Below are 14,466 nucleotides of genomic sequence, written 5' to 3' on the forward strand. Positions count from 1 at the left end.
GCCATTTCGTCCTCTTGTGCCTGAGTTTCGCTTCGCCCTGTAGCGGGCAGCATCGCGGCGCGCTAGGGGATGGCCATCAGGGAGGACAAGATGCGCATCGCCCACCAATTTGCCCCGCCGATGTCGGCCATGCTCGCCGGCCTGCCCGGCATCACTGCGGCCACCCATATTCCGCAGGAAAATCGCTGGGCGCTGCCCACGGATGTGGATGTGCTATTCGTGCTGCACGGGCAAGGCCATGATCGCGACGAGGCCAATCATGCCCCGCGCCCCGCCGGCTGGCCCGGCAACGTGAAGCTGGTGCAACTGGCCAGCGCCGGTGCCGATGATTATCCGCCCTGGCTGTTCGAAGCGCCTGCCGTCGCCAGTGCATCAGGCACCACCGCCATCCCGATCGGCGAATATGCGCTGGCCGTGATGCTGGCTCATGCCAAGCAACTGGCCGCGATCACGCTGAAAGCCGGTGAGAATTGGCCTGAGCGCACCCAGTTCATCGATCAACCGCTGGCCACCCTGCACGGGCGCACGCTGGGCCTGATCGGCTTGGGCAATATCGCGCGGCAGGTGGGGAAATATGCGCACGCCTTCGGCATGGAGATCATTGCCGCCCGCGCCAGTGCCGCGCCGTCGCCCGATCCGTATATACGCACCGCACCGCTGGACGAGGTGGTGGCCCGCGCCGATCATCTCGTGCTGGCCGCCCCGATCACGCCGGCCACCCAGCATCTGCTGAACGCCGAACGGCTGGCGCGGATGAAGGCCACGGCGCACATCGTCAATGTCGGCCGCGGTGGGTTGATCGATCAGGACGCACTGCTGGCCGAACTGGACAAGGGCCGGCTGTGGGCCAGCCTTGATGTCACCGATCCGGAACCGCTGCCAGCCGGCCACCGCCTGCAGGGGCATCCCCGCTGCCGCATTACCCCGCACGTGTCGTGGAGCAACCCCGACATCAACCGCCGCATCATGGAACGGCTGGTCGAAAACATCCGCCGGCTGGGTGCAGGCGAGCCGCTGCTGGGCGCGATTGATTGATCAAGGCCGGGGGCGCATCCTCGCGCCACCACAGGAACTGCCGATGACCCTTTCCGCCGCAACCATCCGAAAAACCGGCTGGAGCCTGGCCGCCGGCCTGCTGCTGCTCCCGGCGCTTGCCATGGTGTTCACTGACGAGATGAACTGGGGCCCCAGCGATTTCCTGGCCGCCGCGCTGCTGTTGGGCACCACCGGTGTCGTTCTCGAAATCGTCACCGTCCTGCCCCGCCGCCAGTGGCGCACCATGGGCATGCTTGGTGGCCTTGCCATGCTGCTGCTGGTGTGGGCCGAGCTCGCCGTTGGCATCTTCCACTGATCAGAAGGGCAGCACCTTGCCCTTCTTGGAGAATTTCAGATAGCCGCCGTTCAGGCCCAGCCGCCAGCCGACGCCCAGCTTGATCGGCACGATCACGATATTGTCGCGCTGCAGATAGTTGGCGGTGAAGCCGCCGATCAGATAGGCCTTGCCCTCGGCGGCCGGATAGCGGCGGTACAGGTCTTCGGTGTCGTTCAGATTATACACCAGCGCGAAGACCTTCGAACCATCGCCGCCGATGTCGAAGCCCACCGAAGGCCCGGTCCAGTGGATTTTCCGTTCACCTTCCACCTTGTGGTACAGCATGCCCGAACCATAGCGCACACCCACGATGAAGGCGCCGCCGGCCTCGCGGCCAACGATATAGGCATTGGGCTGGCCGCGATCCTTGAAGGTCTTGCGAACGATTTCGGCGAGGCCTTCGGCGCCCTTGCCAAACACGTCCTCGGCGGCGCCCAGCGCATCTTCCTCGGCATAGGTTTGGGTGGCGGGCGGCGGAGCAGCGGCAGGCGCCGGCACAGGCGCCGTCTGGGCTTCCTGCGCCAGAGCCGGGCCCGCCGCCAGCAGCCCAACCAACGCTAACGCCATCACCTGCTTCATCATCTGCTGCATCTGTCGGGCCCTCGCCATCATGTGGATCCTGTCTCGCCTTCCCAGCCTGAACCGGGGCTGAGCCACCACAACTGCCTTGTAGCCGCCAGGCGCCGCCGGGGCCAGCCGCGAAAGCCTGTTGCCAAGCCCCATGCGGCATGGCTATAGCCTCCGCCTCGCTCGGAGTCGTGGGTGAGTGGCTGAAACCAGTAGTTTGCTAAACTGCCGATCTGGGTAACTGGATCCGAGGGTTCGAATCCCTCCGACTCCGCCACTGCAAAAGTGAGAATTAGCGATGGGGCCCGCCAGTGCTGCCGCGCTGGCCGGCCTGTTCGCCAGCGCCTTTCTGGCCGGCTCCATTCTGCCGGCGCAATCCGAAATCGTGCTCGCCGCCTTGCTGCTGTCCGGCGAGCATCCGGCTTGGCTGCTGGTGCTGGTCGCCACGGTGGGCAATGTTGGCGGCGCGGTGCTCAACTATGGGCTGGGCCGCATGGCTGATCGCTTGCGTCACCGCCGCTGGTTCCCGCTGTCCGCCGCTGGCTGGGACCGCAGCGCGGCCTGGTTCAATCGCTGGGGCGTCGGCACGCTTCTGCTCAGCTGGCTGCCGGTGGTGGGGGACGGCTTCACCGTGCTGGCCGGCGCCGCGCGCACGCCCTTCATGTTGTTCCTAGCGCTGGTGACGCTGGCCAAGGGCGGGCGGTATCTCGTGCTGGCGGCGCTGCTCTAGCCGGCCAGCCACTGGTTCAGCCGGCTGGCAGGATCGGCAAGCACGGCCGCGGCCGGCCCCTGTTCGACAATGCGGCCCGCATCGATGAAGGCGCAGGCATCGGCGATGCCGGCGGCTTCGGCGAGATCGTGGGTGACGATGATCATCGGGGCAGCGCTCTGGCGGCGGACATTGGCCACGGCCGCGATCAGCGCACGGCGCACGGGTGGATCGACGGCAGCGAACGGCTCATCCAGCAGCAGCACATCGGGTGCGCGGGCCAGCGCCCGGGCCAGCGCCACGCGCATCTGTTCGCCGCCTGACAGGCCGGCGGGGCGGCGGCCGAGCACCGGCCCGTCCATCTGCATGGCCGCCAGCAGCGCCAGCGCGGCATCGCGTTCGGGCGACGTTTGCGCGATCGTGACATTGCCCAGCGCATCAAGGTGCGGAAACAGGCCGCCGCCCTGCAGCACCAGGCCCACCCGCCGCTGCCAGGCCGGCAGGCCGTGGGGGCCTGTCTGCCAGTCCTGCCCATCCACACGCACCGTGCCGGTGGTCGGCAACAGGCCGGCGATGGCCTTCAGGATCGTCGATTTGCCGGCGCCCGATGGCCCGACCAGCGCCAGCGTTTGCCCCGGTGGCACCTGGAAGACCGCCTCCACGGCCAGCGGGCCAGCACGGGTCAGGGAGACGGTGAGGCCCTCAACCACGCTTGCGCCCCAGCAGGAACAGCAGCGTGATGGCGATCAGGCTGATGCCGAGCAGCAGCAGCGCAAGGCGGCCCGCGCCTTCCATGTCGAACGCCTGCACCTGGTCGTAGATGGCCAGGCTGAGCGTCGCTGTTTCGCCGGGGATGGCGCCGCCCACCATCAGCACAACGCCAAATTCACCCAGCGTGTGGGCAAAGGCCAGCACCGCGCCGGTGGCAAGGCCGGGCCAGGCCAACGGCAGTTCCACCTTGGTGAAGGCCCTGAGCGGGGACAGGCCGCAACTGGCGGCGGCGGCGCGCAGATCATCGCCCACTGCCTCGAACGCCCGCTGCGCCGGTTGCACCATCAACGGCAGGTTGACCAACACGGAGGCGACCAGGATGCCAGCGAAACTGAATACCAGTTGGCCGCCGGTGATCCCCTGCCAGCCGCGCCCGATCACACTGTCCGGCCCCATGCCAATCAGCAGCGCCAGGCCCACCACAGTTGGCGGCAGCAGCAACGGCAGCAGCAGCAACGCTTCGGCCAGCGCCCGGCCGCGCCAGCGCGTCGTGGCCAGCCAATGGCCCAGCAGCAGCGCCAGCGGCAGCAGCAGCGCCACGGTTGCCGCTGCCAGCGCCAGCGACAGCTGCAGCGCGGTCAGATCAGCGCCGTTCACGGCAGGCCAAACCCGGCCCGGGCCAGCGCGGCGCGGCCGTTGGGCCCAGTTAGGCGATCGGCCAGCCCGCGCGCGGCCGGGGTGGCGCCGGGCATCAGCACCAGCGTCTGCACAAGCGGCGGATGCAGCGCGCGCGACACCGGCACCACGATCAGACCACTGCTGGCGGCGCGCGCCAATGGCAGCGCCACCAGCCCGGCCTCTGCCGCGCCCGTTGACACGAAACTCAGCGCCTGCGCGACATTGTCCCCCAGCACCAACGGCGCGCCGGTTACGCCCAGCCCGGCCAGCACGGCGCGGGCGGCGACGCCATAGGGCGCATGCGCCGGATTGGCGATAGCGAGGTGACGGATGCGGCCCGCGCGGATGGCGGCCTTCAGGCTGGCCAGATCGGTGATGCCGCTGGCGCGCGTTGCCACCAGCGCCAGCCGGCCCAGCGCGTAAGGCCGGCGCTCCGCCCCCGGCACCGAGGCGGCAAGGCGATCCGCGTGGCTGGCGTCGGCCAGCAGCAGCAATTGGAACGGTGCGCCATTCAGCGCCTGCTGCACCATCTGCCCTGACGAGCCGAAGCTGAGGCTGAAGCGCGTGCCCGTCTGCGCCTCGTGGCCGCGGACCAGCGGCGGCAGCGCCAGCCGCAGATCGGCGGCCGCCGCCACCGGCACCGGGTCAGCGGCAAGCGCTGGCCAGGCCAGGCACAGCAACAGCAACAGCAGGAACAGACGGATCATTGCTGCGCCTTGTGCCAGCCGCACGCCACAGGTGCAACGCGCAGCGAAAGCCGCTATCGCGCCGTCATGCTGAACCGCCACGATCCTGTTGAACCCTTCCACGCCATCCGCCTGTCGCGCCTCGCCCGCCGGCTGGAGGCGGAGGGACGCAGCATCATCCACATGGAATTCGGCCAACCCTCCACCGGCGCGCCGGCTGCCGCAATCGCCCGCGCGCACGCCGTGCTGGACAATGATCCCGGCAGCTATTGGGAATCGGAACCACTCAAAGCCCGCATCGCCGGCCTGTACCAGTCCCGCCACGGCGTGTACGTCGCGCCCGAACGCATCGTGCTGTCCTGCGGCGCGTCGCCGGCGCTGGTGATGGCGCTCACTTCGGCGTTCCGGCCCGGTGATGTCATCGCCATGGCCCGCCCCGGTTATGTTGCCTATCGCAACAATTGCCACGCGCTGGGCATGATCGTGCAGGAAATCGCCTGCGGCCCGGAAAGCCGCTACCAGATCACGGCGGCGCACCTCGCCGCGCTCGATCCGGCGCCGGCCGGGGTGATTATCGCCAGCCCGGCCAACCCCACCGGCACCATCATCCCAGCCGAGGAAATGGCCGCCATCGCCCGCGTTTGTGCAGAGCGAGGCATCCGCATCGTGTCGGACGAGATCTATCACGGCCTGTCGTTCGTTGGCCCGGTGGCAAGCGCGCTGGAATATGCGCCGGACGCGATTGTGGTGAACAGCTTCTCCAAATATTTCTCGATGGTCGGCTGGCGGCTGGGCTGGCTGGTGGCACCCGAAGACCTGATCGACTCCGCCCGCGCCCGCATGGGCAATCTCTTCCTCACCGCCCCCACCCTGTCCCAACACGCCGGGCTGGTGGCGATGGACTGTGTTGACGAACTTGAGGGACACATCGCCCGCTATGCGGTCAACCGCCAGTTGATGCTGGATGCGCTGCCGACGATGGGCCTGACGAAGATCGCCCCGCCCGATGGCGCTTTCTACATCTGGGCCGATGTGGCGCATCTCACCGACGATGCGATGGCGCTGGCCGAGCAGTTATTGTTGGATACCGGCTTGGCGATCGCACCGGGCATCGATTTCGATCCGGTGGAGGGCCGCCACTTCATGCGCTTCAGCTTTGCCGTGGATACGCCGCAGGTGCGTGAGGCGATCGCCCGGATGACGCCGTGGTTTCAGGCGCGCGGCTGATTATTCCGCCGCCACAACCCGCCGCCCGGCATGGGCGCGGAAGAATATCAGCGCCGTGATGCCAACAAAAACCAACGACACGACGAACGGCGCCCCCGGCGCATAGATGGGCGCATCCGCGACGGAGAAGCGCGCGAACACCGTCGTCATAAGCGGCGGGCCGACAATGGCCGAAAGGCTCTGGATCGAGGCCACGGCGCCTTGCAACTCGCCCTGTTCGTTCGGCGCGACCTCGGCCGACATCAGGCCCTGCAAACAGGGGAACACCAAGCCCTGACAGGCCGAAACGGCGATGCCGAGGTAAACCATCCAGCCTGCATCGGCCATCGCATAGGTGGAATAGCCCGCCACCGCCGAAATCAGGCCAACGACGATGATGCGGCGCTGGCCAAAGCGTGGGATCAGCTTGCGGCCGAGAAAGCCCTGCACGATGGCGCCGGTAACGCCCACGGCTGCGAGGCTCCAGCCCACCTGCTCCGGCGTCCAGCCGTACCGCAACTGGCCGTGATAGCTCCAGATCGAATAGAGTGACTGGTAGGACAGCGTCCACACGAACACGGTCGCGGCCAGCATCAGCACCACCGGATGCGCCGATTTCAACCGCATCAGCGCGCCCACCGGATTGGCGCGGCGCCATTCGAAGGCGCGGCGCTTTTCGGGCGGCAGCGATTCCGGCAGCAGGAACAGGCCATAAAGGAAATTGGCCATGGCCAGCCCGGCCGACACCAGGAACGGCACTTCGGTGCCGAACTGCGCCACGAAACCACCCAGCGCCGGCCCGATGATGAAACCAAAACCGAACGCCATGCCGATCACGCCAAAGTTCGCCCCGCGCTTTTCGGGCGGGGTCACGTCGGCGATATAGGCATAGGCGGTGGGGAAGGTCGCGCCGGTGATGCCGGCCACCACGCGGGCAGCCACCAGCCACCACAGCGTAGGCGCAAAGGCCATCACCACATAATCCAGAGAAAACGCCGCCATGCTGGCCAGCAGCACCGGGCGGCGGCCAAAGCGATCAGACAGCCCACCGATCACCGGCCCCATCAGAAACTGCACGCTGGCATAAAGAAAGGCGATCCAGCCCGAAACCTCGGCCGCGTTCGCCAGATCACGCCCCGTCAGCTTGACGATCAGCTGCGGAAACACCGGGATGACGACGCCAAAGCCGATGGCGTCGATCAGAACGGTGATGAAGATGAATGCCAGCGCGCGGTTCACGCCGGCTGCGTAGCGGCTTTTTGCGTCCGCGCCTATCCGCCATCACCGGGGTTGCGCGGGTGCGGCAAAAATGTTTTGGGTGGGCAAAGGAGCGACACGTGTCCGTGCTCAAGACGATCTTCACCTGGTGGAATGGCCCTGGCCTCGGCACCCGCATCTTCACCGCCCGCAATGGCGAGGAAGTGGGGCGCGATGATCAGGGCAACATCTATTACCGTTCCGGCACAGGCGCGGCGCAAAAGCGCTGGGTGATCTACAACGGCGAACCCGAAGCCACGCGCATCCCGCCGGAATGGCATTTGTGGATGCACAAAACGGTGAATGAGCCGCCAAGTACCAACCCACTGGTGACGCGCGTGTGGGAACGTGAATGGACGCCCAACGCCACCGGCACGAAGCTGGCCCATTCCCCCAGCGGCGCGCTGATCGCCGGCGGCCAGCGCGCGGCGACCACGGGCGATTATCGCGCCTGGTCGCCTGACGCCTGATGGCCGGCACGCTGAAGGACCATCTGGCCGAGGCATTGATCGGCCTGTTCGTGGTGCTGCTTGCGGCCGGATTCGTCGCCTTTGCCTGGGCCCGCACTGGCGCCGGTGAAGGCAGCGATGGCGTCACGCTCACGGCGCGATTTCCCAATATCGGCGGCGTCACGTTGGGCACCAATGTGAAGGTCGCCGGCGTCAAGGTGGGCAAGGTGGTCGGGCTGGAGCTGGACCCGACCAGCTATCAGGCCGTGCTGCGCCTGACCGTCGATCGCGGGCTGAAACTGCCGATCGACAGTTCGGCGGCGGTTTCATCCGAGGGCCTTCTGGGCGGCAATTTCATCGCGCTGGCGCCGGGCGCCGAGGCCGACATGCTGAAAGACGGCGGCGAGATCATCGAAACATCGGGTGCGCCCGATCTGATGGGCCTGATCGGCAGCGTCGTGAACCGCTCCGGCGGCGATGCGCCCGCTGCGACCGGAGCAAGCGAACCAGCGGCCGGCAATGCCCCGGCCGAGTGAAGCGCTGGCGCTGGTCGCCAGCCTGATGGCGGTTGCAACGCTGGCGCAGGAGGCGCCGCCCCCGGCACCTGCGCTCGCTGCAACACCTGCGCCTGCCCCCGCCAAGCCCCCCGCCCCGCGCGTATCGCAGGTCACCCCGGTCAAAGAGCGTGTGCTGCTGGTCGGAGCACTGGCCAAGCGCACGGGCAAGACGCGATTCCTCACCCTGAAGCCCGGGCATGACATCGATTTCGCCGGGATCCGCATCACAGCGCGCACCTGCGAGACGACGCCGCCATGGGAATGGCCAAAATTGCAGGGCGCGTTCCTACAGGTCGATGAGCGGCTGGCCGGGCAAGTGAAGCGGGTGTTTTCGGGCTGGCTCTATGCCGAAAGCCCCAGCCTGAATGTCATGCAGCACCCGCGCTATGATGTCTGGCTCAAGAGCTGCACGATGCGCTTTCCCGATGGGCCTTCGCCCAAGCCGCCGTCATCGCCGGCAAAGAAATCGCCGGATGTGCCCGAAAGCGCTGCCGACAGCCGCGCCCGGTAATCTTTCGCCGGGATCTCGACGGCGCCAAAGCCGGCCAGATGGCTGGTGAGAAACTGCGTATCCAGCAGCCGGAACCCGCCCAGCCGCAGCCGCGCAACCAGCGCCGCCAGGCAGCATTTGCTGGCATCGGTAACGCGGGTGAACATCGATTCGCCGAAGAAGGCCGCGCCCAGCCGCACGCCGTATAGCCCGCCGGCAAGCTCGCCGTCCGCTGTCCATGCCTCCACGCTGTGGGCCTGGCCGCGCGCGTGCTGCGCAACATAGGCTTCGGCGATCAGCGGGTTGATCCAGGTCTCGCTGCGCCCCGGCGCCGGTTCGGCACAGCCTTCCAGCACGGCGGCAAAGGCGCGATCGGCGGTGAAACGGAAGCGTTCCTGGCGAAGCGTCTTGGCCAGACTTTTCGGCATGTGAAGCGCATCCAACGGCAGCACACCGCGGCGGCGCGGTTCCACCCAGAACACGTCCGTGCTGTCTGCGCGTTCCGCCATCGGGAAAATGCCGCTGGCATAAGCACGCAGCAGCATGTCGGGATCGAGACGATGGGTGAGCGGACGGGTCACGGGTTCAGCATGCCCCGATCAGGCCCGTCCGAAAAGGAGCTTCAATCGGCCGCAATCTCTTCGGCCGCCTTTTTGGCCAGCCAGCGTTCCAGCCACTTGATCGAATAATCGCCGTTCTGGAAATCCGGATCCTCGATCAGCGCCTGGTGCAGCGGGATCGTGGTTTTCGGCCCTTGGATAACGAACTCTTCCAACGCGCGGCGCAAGCGCATCAGGCATTCATCGCGGTTGGCGCCGTAAACGATCAGCTTGGCGATCAGCGAATCATAATAAGGCGGGATGCGGTAGCCGTCATACAGCGCCGAATCGACCCGCACGTGCAGGCCGCCGGGCTGGTGGAAATCGGTAACCCGGCCCGGTGACGGCGCAAACGTCTTCGAATCTTCGGCGTTGATGCGGCATTCGATGGCGTGGCCTTCGAATTTCACCTCGTCCTGGGTGACCGACAGTGGCAGGCCGGCAGCAACGCGGATCTGCTCGCGAACCAGATCCAGCCCGGTGATGGCTTCGGTCACGGGATGTTCCACCTGCAGGCGGGTGTTCATCTCGATGAAGAAGAACTCGCCGTTTTCCCACAGGAATTCGATGGTGCCGGCGCCGCGATACTTCAGCTTGGAAATCGCCTCGCGCACCACTTCGCCCATACGCGCGCGCTCGGCGGCGTTGAGCGCCGGCGATGGGGCTTCTTCCAGCACCTTCTGGTGGCGGCGCTGCAACGAGCAATCGCGTTCGCCCAGATGGACGGCGCCGCCATGGCCATCGCCGAACACCTGGAATTCGATGTGGCGCGGCTCGGAAAGATACTTCTCGATATAGACGGTATCGTCGCCAAAGGCTGCCTTGGCTTCGGATTTGGCCTGGCTCACCAGCGAGGGCAGGCTGGCGGCATCGGGGATCACCTTCATGCCACGGCCGCCGCCGCCCGAAGCGGCCTTCACCAGCACCGGGTAACCGATGATTTCGGCCACCGCGAGCGCTTCTTCCATGGTTTCGATCGGGCCATCGCTGCCTGGCACCAGCGGCAAGCCCAGCAGGGCAGCGGTGCGCTTGGCTTCAACCTTGTCGCCCATCTTGCGGATATGTTCCGGATCCGGGCCGATCCAGGTGATGCGATGTTCCTGCACGATTTCGGCAAAGCGCGCGTTTTCGGACAGGAAGCCATAGCCGGGGTGGATGGCATCGGCCTGGGCGATTTCGGCCGCCGAAATGATCGCCGGGATGTTCAGATAGCTGTCCGTCGCCGACGGCGGGCCGATGCAGATGGCTTCATCGGCCAACCGCACGTGCATGGCATCAGCGTCGGCAGTGGAGTGCACCGCCACGGTTCGGATACCCATTTCGCGGCAGGCACGGTGGACGCGCAGCGCGATTTCGCCCCGGTTGGCGATCAGGACCTTCTTGAACATCGGTGCAGGCTTACTCAATAATCACCAGCGGCTGGTCATATTCCACCGGCTGCTCATTGTTCACCAGGATGGCCTTCACCACGCCGCCTTTGGGCGCGGTGATCGGGTTCATCACCTTCATGGCTTCGATGATCAGCAGCGTGGCACCGGCGGCGACGGTGGCACCTTCGGTGATGAAGGCCGGCGCACCCGGTTCCGGGGTAAGATAGGCGGTGCCGACGATCGGCGATTTCACCAGGCCGGGGTGGTTGCGCACGTCACCGCCGCCAGAGGGTGCAGAAGCCGTGGCAGCCGCAGCCGGCGGCGGTGCGGGCCAGCCGCCCGCCGGCGGGGCCGGAGCGTAACTGGCAGGGCCAGCGGCCATGGTGACAGCGGCCGCGGTGCGGGCGACGCGGATGGTCCGATCCCCGTCCTTCACTTCGATTTCGGTCAGATTTCTGGCGTCCAGCAGTTCGGCCAGTTCATGCATCAGGTCGGTATCGACCACGATTCCCCCAACCACTGAAGTTTTGCTGTCAGACATGATGATCCCGTCTCTTGCCCCCAATGAAGCCCGGCTTACTGCCGTAAAGCAGCCGCCGCGTCCAGCGCCAGCGTGTAAGACGCCGCGCCGAAGCCCGAAATCGTGCCTTTCGCCGCACGTGCCACAAAGCTGGTGTGGCGAAATTCTTCGCGCGCGTGAGGGTTTGAAAGATGCACCTCGATCACCGGCACGGCGATGCCCTTGATCGCATCATGAATGGCGACAGACGTGTGGGTGAGTGCCCCTGCGTTAAGCAGCACCGCCAGCGCACCACGCGCACCGGCTTCGTGCAGCCAATCGACGATATGGCCTTCGTGGTTGGACTGGCGGACATCGAGCGCGAGGCCCAGCGCCGCCCCCTGCGCTTCCAGCCGCTCAGCAATATCGTCCAGCGTCTCATGGCCATAGATATGCGGTTCGCGGCTGCCCAGCAGGTTCAGGTTGGGGCCGTTCAGCACCATCACGAGTGGTTGGTCGGTCATCACCCATCAAAACCATGAACCGCGCCAATTGCCAAGCGCGGCTTGCTCCCCGCCGCGGATTGGGCGAAGCTGCACGGCAATAAAGGGGGGTAAGTCGCAACCCATGAAGATCATCATCGGCAATCGCACCTATTCCAGCTGGTCGCTGCGCGGCTGGCTGGCCGCCAAGCAATCGTTGCTGCCGTTCGAAACCGAACTGCGGGTGATGGATTCGCCCGAATGGATCAGCGGCGAAGCCAAGGCCGACATGCCATCGGGCAAAGTGCCGGTGCTGTGGGATCATGGCGAAGCGATCTGGGATTCGATGGCGGTCCTGCTCTATCTGTCCGACAAGGCCGGGCATGATCGTTTCTGGCCGCGGGACATGCACGCGCGCGGCCGGGCCTATGCCATGTGCGCCGAAATGCATTCGGGCTTTGCCCCGCTGCGCAGCGCCTGCCCGATGGATCTGCAGCATTATGCACCAGGCTTCGTGGCCGCTGCTGACGTGCTGGCCGATGTGCGCCGGCTCGAAAGCCTGTGGGAAGAAGCGCTCACCCGCTTCGGCGAAGAAACCGGGGAGCCGTGGCTGTTCGGCCGCTTTGGCGCGGCTGACATCATGTTTGCCCCCACCTGCACCCGCATCAGAACCTATCATCTGCCGGTCAGCGCCAGGATCAGCGCCTATATCGATCGCGTGCTGGCCCACCCGTTCATGGTGGAGTGGCGCGACGAGGCGATGAAGGAGGATTTCCCCTTCACCCGCTATCCCATCCCCGGCAAGATCAAGATCACAGCGGAGACGCGCGCATGAACCCAGCCAACAGTGCCCGTGCCACGCTGGTGGCCGCCGTGCTGATGCTGGCCGCCGGGCCGCTGCACCGCTTTGGCGTGATCGGCTGGCAAGCCTCACTTGGCCTGTTCGTCGCCGCTGCGCTGCTGGCCGGCATCGGCGCCTGCTGGTGCCTGTATCAACTGCTGCGCCGGCGTGGCGGCACCGTCACGGTGATTGCGGCGGCCGCTGGCTTTGCCGCTGTTGCCGTGCCGATCGCCGTGGTGATCAACGCCGGGGACAAGCCGCCGATCAACGATATCAGCACCGATACCACCACCCCCCCGCCGTTCCAGGCCATCGATGCCACCCTGCGCGGCGCCGATGCCAGCCCAATCGAGTACAACCCGGCCTTCGCCCCGCAACAGGAACGCGCCTATCCCGATGTACGTCCGCTCGATTTGCCGGTTGAACAGGGCAAGGCCTTCGATGTGGCGTTGGCCGCCTGCGAAAAGGATTGGCAGATCATCCTGGCCGATCGCGCCGCCGGCCGCATCGAAGCGGTGGAACGCAGCCTGTGGTGGGGCTATCGCGATGATATCGTCATCCGGCTGACCGCCACGCCCACGGGCACCCGCGTCGATATGCGCTCCAAATCGCGCGTCGGCGAAAGCGATCTCGGCGCCAACGCGCGGCGCATTGCCGCCTATCTTGACCGGGTGGCCACGGAAATGCGCAAAGCCGGGTGATGAACGCACCTGATCCTGTTGCCCTCACCCAAGACCTGATCCGCTGCCCCAGCGTCACGCCGGCCGATGAAGGCGCGCTGGACGTGCTGGAACGGGCGCTGGCCGGGCTGGGCTTTGCCTGCACCCGCCTGCCCTTCGGCCACGAACCTGATGGCCCGGTGGATAATCTCTTCGCCACGCTGGCCGGGGGGCCCGGCCCGCATTTCGCCTTTGCCGGCCACAGCGACGTGGTGCCGGCCGGCGATTTCAACGGCTGGAACGAGGACCCGTTCGCCGCCGAAGTGAAAGATGGCTTCATCGTCGGCCGCGGCGCCGCCGACATGAAGGGCGCGCTCGCCGCCATGATCGCCGCCACCGCCCGCCACCTCGCCAAAGGGCCTTTGGTGGGCAGCCTCAGCTTCATCATCACCGGCGACGAAGAAGGCCCCGCCACCTTCGGCACCACCATGATGCTGGACTGGATGGAAGCGCAGGGTCTCGTCCCCGATCTCTGCCTGGTTGGCGAACCAACGTCGCAGCACAAGCTGGGCGACATGATGAAAATCGGCCGGCGCGGCAGCCTGAATGCCTGGATCACGGTGAATGGTGCGCAGGGCCATGTCGGCTATCCGCATATGGCCGACAATCCGATCACAAGGCTGGTGGCCATCGTGGCTGAATTGAAGGCGCGTGTGCTGGATGAAGGCAATGCCTGGTTCCAGGCCTCCAACCTTGAAATCACCGATCTGTCGGTCGGCAACCCCGCCACCAACCTGATCCCGGCCCAGGCCCGCGCCCGGCTCAACATTCGGTTCAACAACGAGCACACAGGCGCGTCCCTCTCCGAATGGATTCGCGCCACCGTCGCCACCCATGCGCCGGCGTCGCACGTCGAGGTCAAGATTTCCGGCGAAGCCTTCCTCACCGAACCCGGCGCGCTGTCCTCTCTGGTCAGCGCCGCGATCACCGATGTCACCGGCCTCACGCCCGATCTCTCCACCACTGGCGGCACATCGGATGCCCGCTTCATCCGCCGCCTCTGCCCGGTGGTCGAATTCGGCCTGCCCGGCCAGAGCATGCACAAGGTGGATGAACACGCCGCCGTCGCCGACGTGACGGGGCTGACAGCGATCTACGAGGCCGTGCTGGCGCTGGCGCTGGCCTAATACCAACTCTCACTGATATTCACCCATGCGCCCATTGGCGCAGTCCGATGGACATGATGCGCCAAGGCTGATCGGTGAGGCGGTTCCAAGCGAAGCAGCAATGGTCGAGGATGTCGTCGTAGGATTTGAAGATGCGGTTTGACAGCC

Annotated in this window: 17 protein-coding genes, 1 tRNA gene and 3 pseudogenes; 11 read left to right on the plus strand and 10 right to left on the minus strand. The window is 66.3% G+C overall.

The window, feature by feature from the left end; translation table 11 throughout:
* Positions 1 to 90 precede the first annotated feature (90 nt).
* Both Q7O19_RS11015 and Q7O19_RS11020 read left to right on the plus strand, forming a co-directional pair.
* Positions 91 to 1,035, plus strand: coding sequence for an NAD(P)-dependent oxidoreductase (locus tag Q7O19_RS11015; RefSeq protein WP_303810558.1), 945 nt, complete (start codon positions 91 to 93; stop codon positions 1,033 to 1,035).
* Positions 1,036 to 1,078: 43 nt separating this feature from the next.
* Positions 1,079 to 1,351 (plus strand): hypothetical protein, encoded by a 273-nt coding sequence (locus Q7O19_RS11020; RefSeq protein WP_303810559.1) that lies wholly within the window; start codon positions 1,079 to 1,081, stop codon positions 1,349 to 1,351.
* Here Q7O19_RS11020 and Q7O19_RS11025 read toward each other — a convergent pair.
* Positions 1,352 to 1,855: pseudogene (locus Q7O19_RS11025) on the minus strand (DUF1134 domain-containing protein); the annotation flags it as partial.
* 269 nt (positions 1,856 to 2,124) lie between these two features.
* Between Q7O19_RS11025 and Q7O19_RS11030 the strand changes: the two are divergent.
* Positions 2,125 to 2,216 (plus strand) — tRNA-Ser (locus Q7O19_RS11030).
* Between the two features lie 21 nt (positions 2,217 to 2,237).
* The gene (locus tag Q7O19_RS11035; RefSeq protein ID WP_303810560.1) at positions 2,238 to 2,669 is read left to right on the plus strand and encodes a YqaA family protein; all 432 of its coding nucleotides are present in this window, start codon (positions 2,238 to 2,240) and stop codon (positions 2,667 to 2,669) included.
* Here Q7O19_RS11035 and Q7O19_RS11040 read toward each other — a convergent pair.
* The 3 genes from Q7O19_RS11040 to modA are packed head-to-tail and all read right to left on the minus strand — an operon-like array spanning position 2,666 to position 4,744.
* Complete coding sequence (locus tag Q7O19_RS11040; protein ID WP_303810561.1) at positions 2,666 to 3,358, minus strand: ATP-binding cassette domain-containing protein; 693 nt, start codon at positions 3,356 to 3,358, stop codon at positions 2,666 to 2,668. The genes Q7O19_RS11035 and Q7O19_RS11040 overlap by 4 nt on opposite strands.
* Positions 3,351 to 4,016, minus strand: a complete 666-nt coding sequence (gene modB, locus Q7O19_RS11045) for a molybdate ABC transporter permease subunit (protein ID WP_303810562.1) — start codon at positions 4,014 to 4,016, stop codon at positions 3,351 to 3,353. Before modB ends, Q7O19_RS11040 begins: the two co-directional genes overlap by 8 nt.
* Complete coding sequence (gene modA / locus Q7O19_RS11050) at positions 4,013 to 4,744, minus strand: molybdate ABC transporter substrate-binding protein (protein ID WP_303810563.1); 732 nt, start codon at positions 4,742 to 4,744, stop codon at positions 4,013 to 4,015. Before modA ends, modB begins: the two co-directional genes overlap by 4 nt.
* Before the next feature lie 66 nt (positions 4,745 to 4,810).
* Between modA and Q7O19_RS11055 the strand changes: the two genes are divergently transcribed.
* Positions 4,811 to 5,950 carry a pyridoxal phosphate-dependent aminotransferase gene (locus Q7O19_RS11055; RefSeq protein WP_303810565.1) on the plus strand — a complete coding sequence of 380 codons (1,140 nt, stop codon included), beginning with the start codon at positions 4,811 to 4,813 and terminating at the stop codon, positions 5,948 to 5,950.
* On the opposite strand, the gene Q7O19_RS11060 is transcribed toward Q7O19_RS11055, so the two are convergent.
* Complete coding sequence (locus Q7O19_RS11060; RefSeq protein ID WP_303810566.1) at positions 5,951 to 7,168, minus strand: TCR/Tet family MFS transporter; 1,218 nt, start codon at positions 7,166 to 7,168, stop codon at positions 5,951 to 5,953.
* Between the two features lie 98 nt (positions 7,169 to 7,266).
* On the opposite strand from Q7O19_RS11060, the gene Q7O19_RS11065 reads away from it, so the two are divergent.
* From Q7O19_RS11065 to Q7O19_RS11075, 3 genes and pseudogenes are all read left to right on the plus strand, one after another.
* Positions 7,267 to 7,656 carry an NADH:ubiquinone oxidoreductase subunit NDUFA12 gene (locus Q7O19_RS11065; RefSeq protein ID WP_273434803.1) on the plus strand — a complete coding sequence of 130 codons (390 nt, stop codon included), beginning with the start codon at positions 7,267 to 7,269 and terminating at the stop codon, positions 7,654 to 7,656.
* Positions 7,656 to 8,171, plus strand: a complete 516-nt coding sequence (gene mlaD, locus Q7O19_RS11070; RefSeq protein ID WP_303810567.1) for an outer membrane lipid asymmetry maintenance protein MlaD — start codon at positions 7,656 to 7,658, stop codon at positions 8,169 to 8,171. Before Q7O19_RS11065 ends, mlaD begins: the two co-directional genes overlap by 1 nt.
* A 25-nt stretch (positions 8,172 to 8,196) precedes the next feature.
* Positions 8,197 to 8,541, plus strand: a pseudogene (locus Q7O19_RS11075) (DUF2155 domain-containing protein); the annotation flags it as partial.
* Positions 8,542 to 8,576: 35 nt separating this feature from the next.
* Here the strand turns inward: Q7O19_RS11075 and aat are convergent.
* From aat to aroQ, 4 genes are all read right to left on the minus strand, one after another.
* On the minus strand, positions 8,577 to 9,227 hold the full coding sequence (gene aat / locus Q7O19_RS11080) for a leucyl/phenylalanyl-tRNA--protein transferase (protein WP_303810577.1): 651 nt from the start codon (positions 9,225 to 9,227) through the stop codon (positions 8,577 to 8,579).
* Positions 9,228 to 9,304: 77 nt separating this feature from the next.
* Entirely contained in the window at positions 9,305 to 10,669 is a 1,365-nt protein-coding gene (gene accC, locus Q7O19_RS11085; RefSeq protein ID WP_303810568.1) for an acetyl-CoA carboxylase biotin carboxylase subunit, read from the minus strand.
* A gap of 10 nt (positions 10,670 to 10,679) precedes the next feature.
* The gene (gene accB / locus Q7O19_RS11090) at positions 10,680 to 11,192 is read right to left on the minus strand and encodes an acetyl-CoA carboxylase biotin carboxyl carrier protein (protein ID WP_303810569.1); all 513 of its coding nucleotides are present in this window, start codon (positions 11,190 to 11,192) and stop codon (positions 10,680 to 10,682) included.
* 35 nt (positions 11,193 to 11,227) lie between these two features.
* Positions 11,228 to 11,674 carry a type II 3-dehydroquinate dehydratase gene (aroQ, locus tag Q7O19_RS11095; RefSeq protein WP_303810571.1) on the minus strand — a complete coding sequence of 149 codons (447 nt, stop codon included), beginning with the start codon at positions 11,672 to 11,674 and terminating at the stop codon, positions 11,228 to 11,230.
* Between the two features lie 103 nt (positions 11,675 to 11,777).
* On the opposite strand from aroQ, the gene Q7O19_RS11100 reads away from it, so the two are divergent.
* The 3 genes from Q7O19_RS11100 to dapE are packed head-to-tail and all read left to right on the plus strand — an operon-like array spanning position 11,778 to position 14,319.
* Positions 11,778 to 12,467, plus strand: a complete 690-nt coding sequence (locus Q7O19_RS11100; RefSeq protein ID WP_303810573.1) for a glutathione S-transferase — start codon at positions 11,778 to 11,780, stop codon at positions 12,465 to 12,467.
* On the plus strand, positions 12,464 to 13,174 hold the full coding sequence (locus Q7O19_RS11105) for a DUF1499 domain-containing protein (RefSeq protein ID WP_303810574.1): 711 nt from the start codon (positions 12,464 to 12,466) through the stop codon (positions 13,172 to 13,174). The genes Q7O19_RS11100 and Q7O19_RS11105 overlap by 4 nt, the downstream gene beginning before the upstream one ends.
* Positions 13,174 to 14,319 carry a succinyl-diaminopimelate desuccinylase gene (dapE, locus tag Q7O19_RS11110; protein WP_303810575.1) on the plus strand — a complete coding sequence of 382 codons (1,146 nt, stop codon included), beginning with the start codon at positions 13,174 to 13,176 and terminating at the stop codon, positions 14,317 to 14,319. The genes Q7O19_RS11105 and dapE overlap by 1 nt, the downstream gene beginning before the upstream one ends.
* Before the next feature lie 19 nt (positions 14,320 to 14,338).
* Here the strand turns inward: dapE and Q7O19_RS11115 are convergent.
* Positions 14,339 to 14,466, minus strand: a pseudogene (locus Q7O19_RS11115) (IS630 family transposase); the annotation flags it as partial.

Source organism: Sandarakinorhabdus limnophila DSM 17366, from assembly GCF_945882885.1.
In the GTDB taxonomy this organism is placed as follows: Bacteria; Pseudomonadota; Alphaproteobacteria; order Sphingomonadales; family Sphingomonadaceae; genus Sandarakinorhabdus; species Sandarakinorhabdus limnophila_A.

What these genes read in the sequence shown, in the direction of transcription:
- aroQ (WP_303810571.1), bottom strand. Translation starts at nt 11,674, where the DNA reads ATGACCGACCAACCACTCGTGATGGTGCTGAACGGCCCCAACCTGAAC.
- mlaD (WP_303810567.1), top strand. Translation starts at nt 7,656, where the DNA reads ATGGCCGGCACGCTGAAGGACCATCTGGCCGAGGCATTGATCGGCCTG.
- aat (WP_303810577.1), bottom strand. Translation starts at nt 9,227, where the DNA reads ATGCTGCTGCGTGCTTATGCCAGCGGCATTTTCCCGATGGCGGAACGC.
- Q7O19_RS11015 (WP_303810558.1), top strand. Translation starts at nt 91, where the DNA reads ATGCGCATCGCCCACCAATTTGCCCCGCCGATGTCGGCCATGCTCGCC.
- Q7O19_RS11055 (WP_303810565.1), top strand. Translation starts at nt 4,811, where the DNA reads ATGCTGAACCGCCACGATCCTGTTGAACCCTTCCACGCCATCCGCCTG.
- Q7O19_RS11035 (WP_303810560.1), top strand. Translation starts at nt 2,238, where the DNA reads ATGGGGCCCGCCAGTGCTGCCGCGCTGGCCGGCCTGTTCGCCAGCGCC.
- Q7O19_RS11105 (WP_303810574.1), top strand. Translation starts at nt 12,464, where the DNA reads ATGAACCCAGCCAACAGTGCCCGTGCCACGCTGGTGGCCGCCGTGCTG.
- modA (WP_303810563.1), bottom strand. Translation starts at nt 4,744, where the DNA reads ATGATCCGTCTGTTCCTGCTGTTGCTGTTGCTGTGCCTGGCCTGGCCA.
- Q7O19_RS11100 (WP_303810573.1), top strand. Translation starts at nt 11,778, where the DNA reads ATGAAGATCATCATCGGCAATCGCACCTATTCCAGCTGGTCGCTGCGC.
- accB (WP_303810569.1), bottom strand. Translation starts at nt 11,192, where the DNA reads ATGTCTGACAGCAAAACTTCAGTGGTTGGGGGAATCGTGGTCGATACC.
- Q7O19_RS11020 (WP_303810559.1), top strand. Translation starts at nt 1,079, where the DNA reads ATGACCCTTTCCGCCGCAACCATCCGAAAAACCGGCTGGAGCCTGGCC.
- accC (WP_303810568.1), bottom strand. Translation starts at nt 10,669, where the DNA reads ATGTTCAAGAAGGTCCTGATCGCCAACCGGGGCGAAATCGCGCTGCGC.
- dapE (WP_303810575.1), top strand. Translation starts at nt 13,174, where the DNA reads ATGAACGCACCTGATCCTGTTGCCCTCACCCAAGACCTGATCCGCTGC.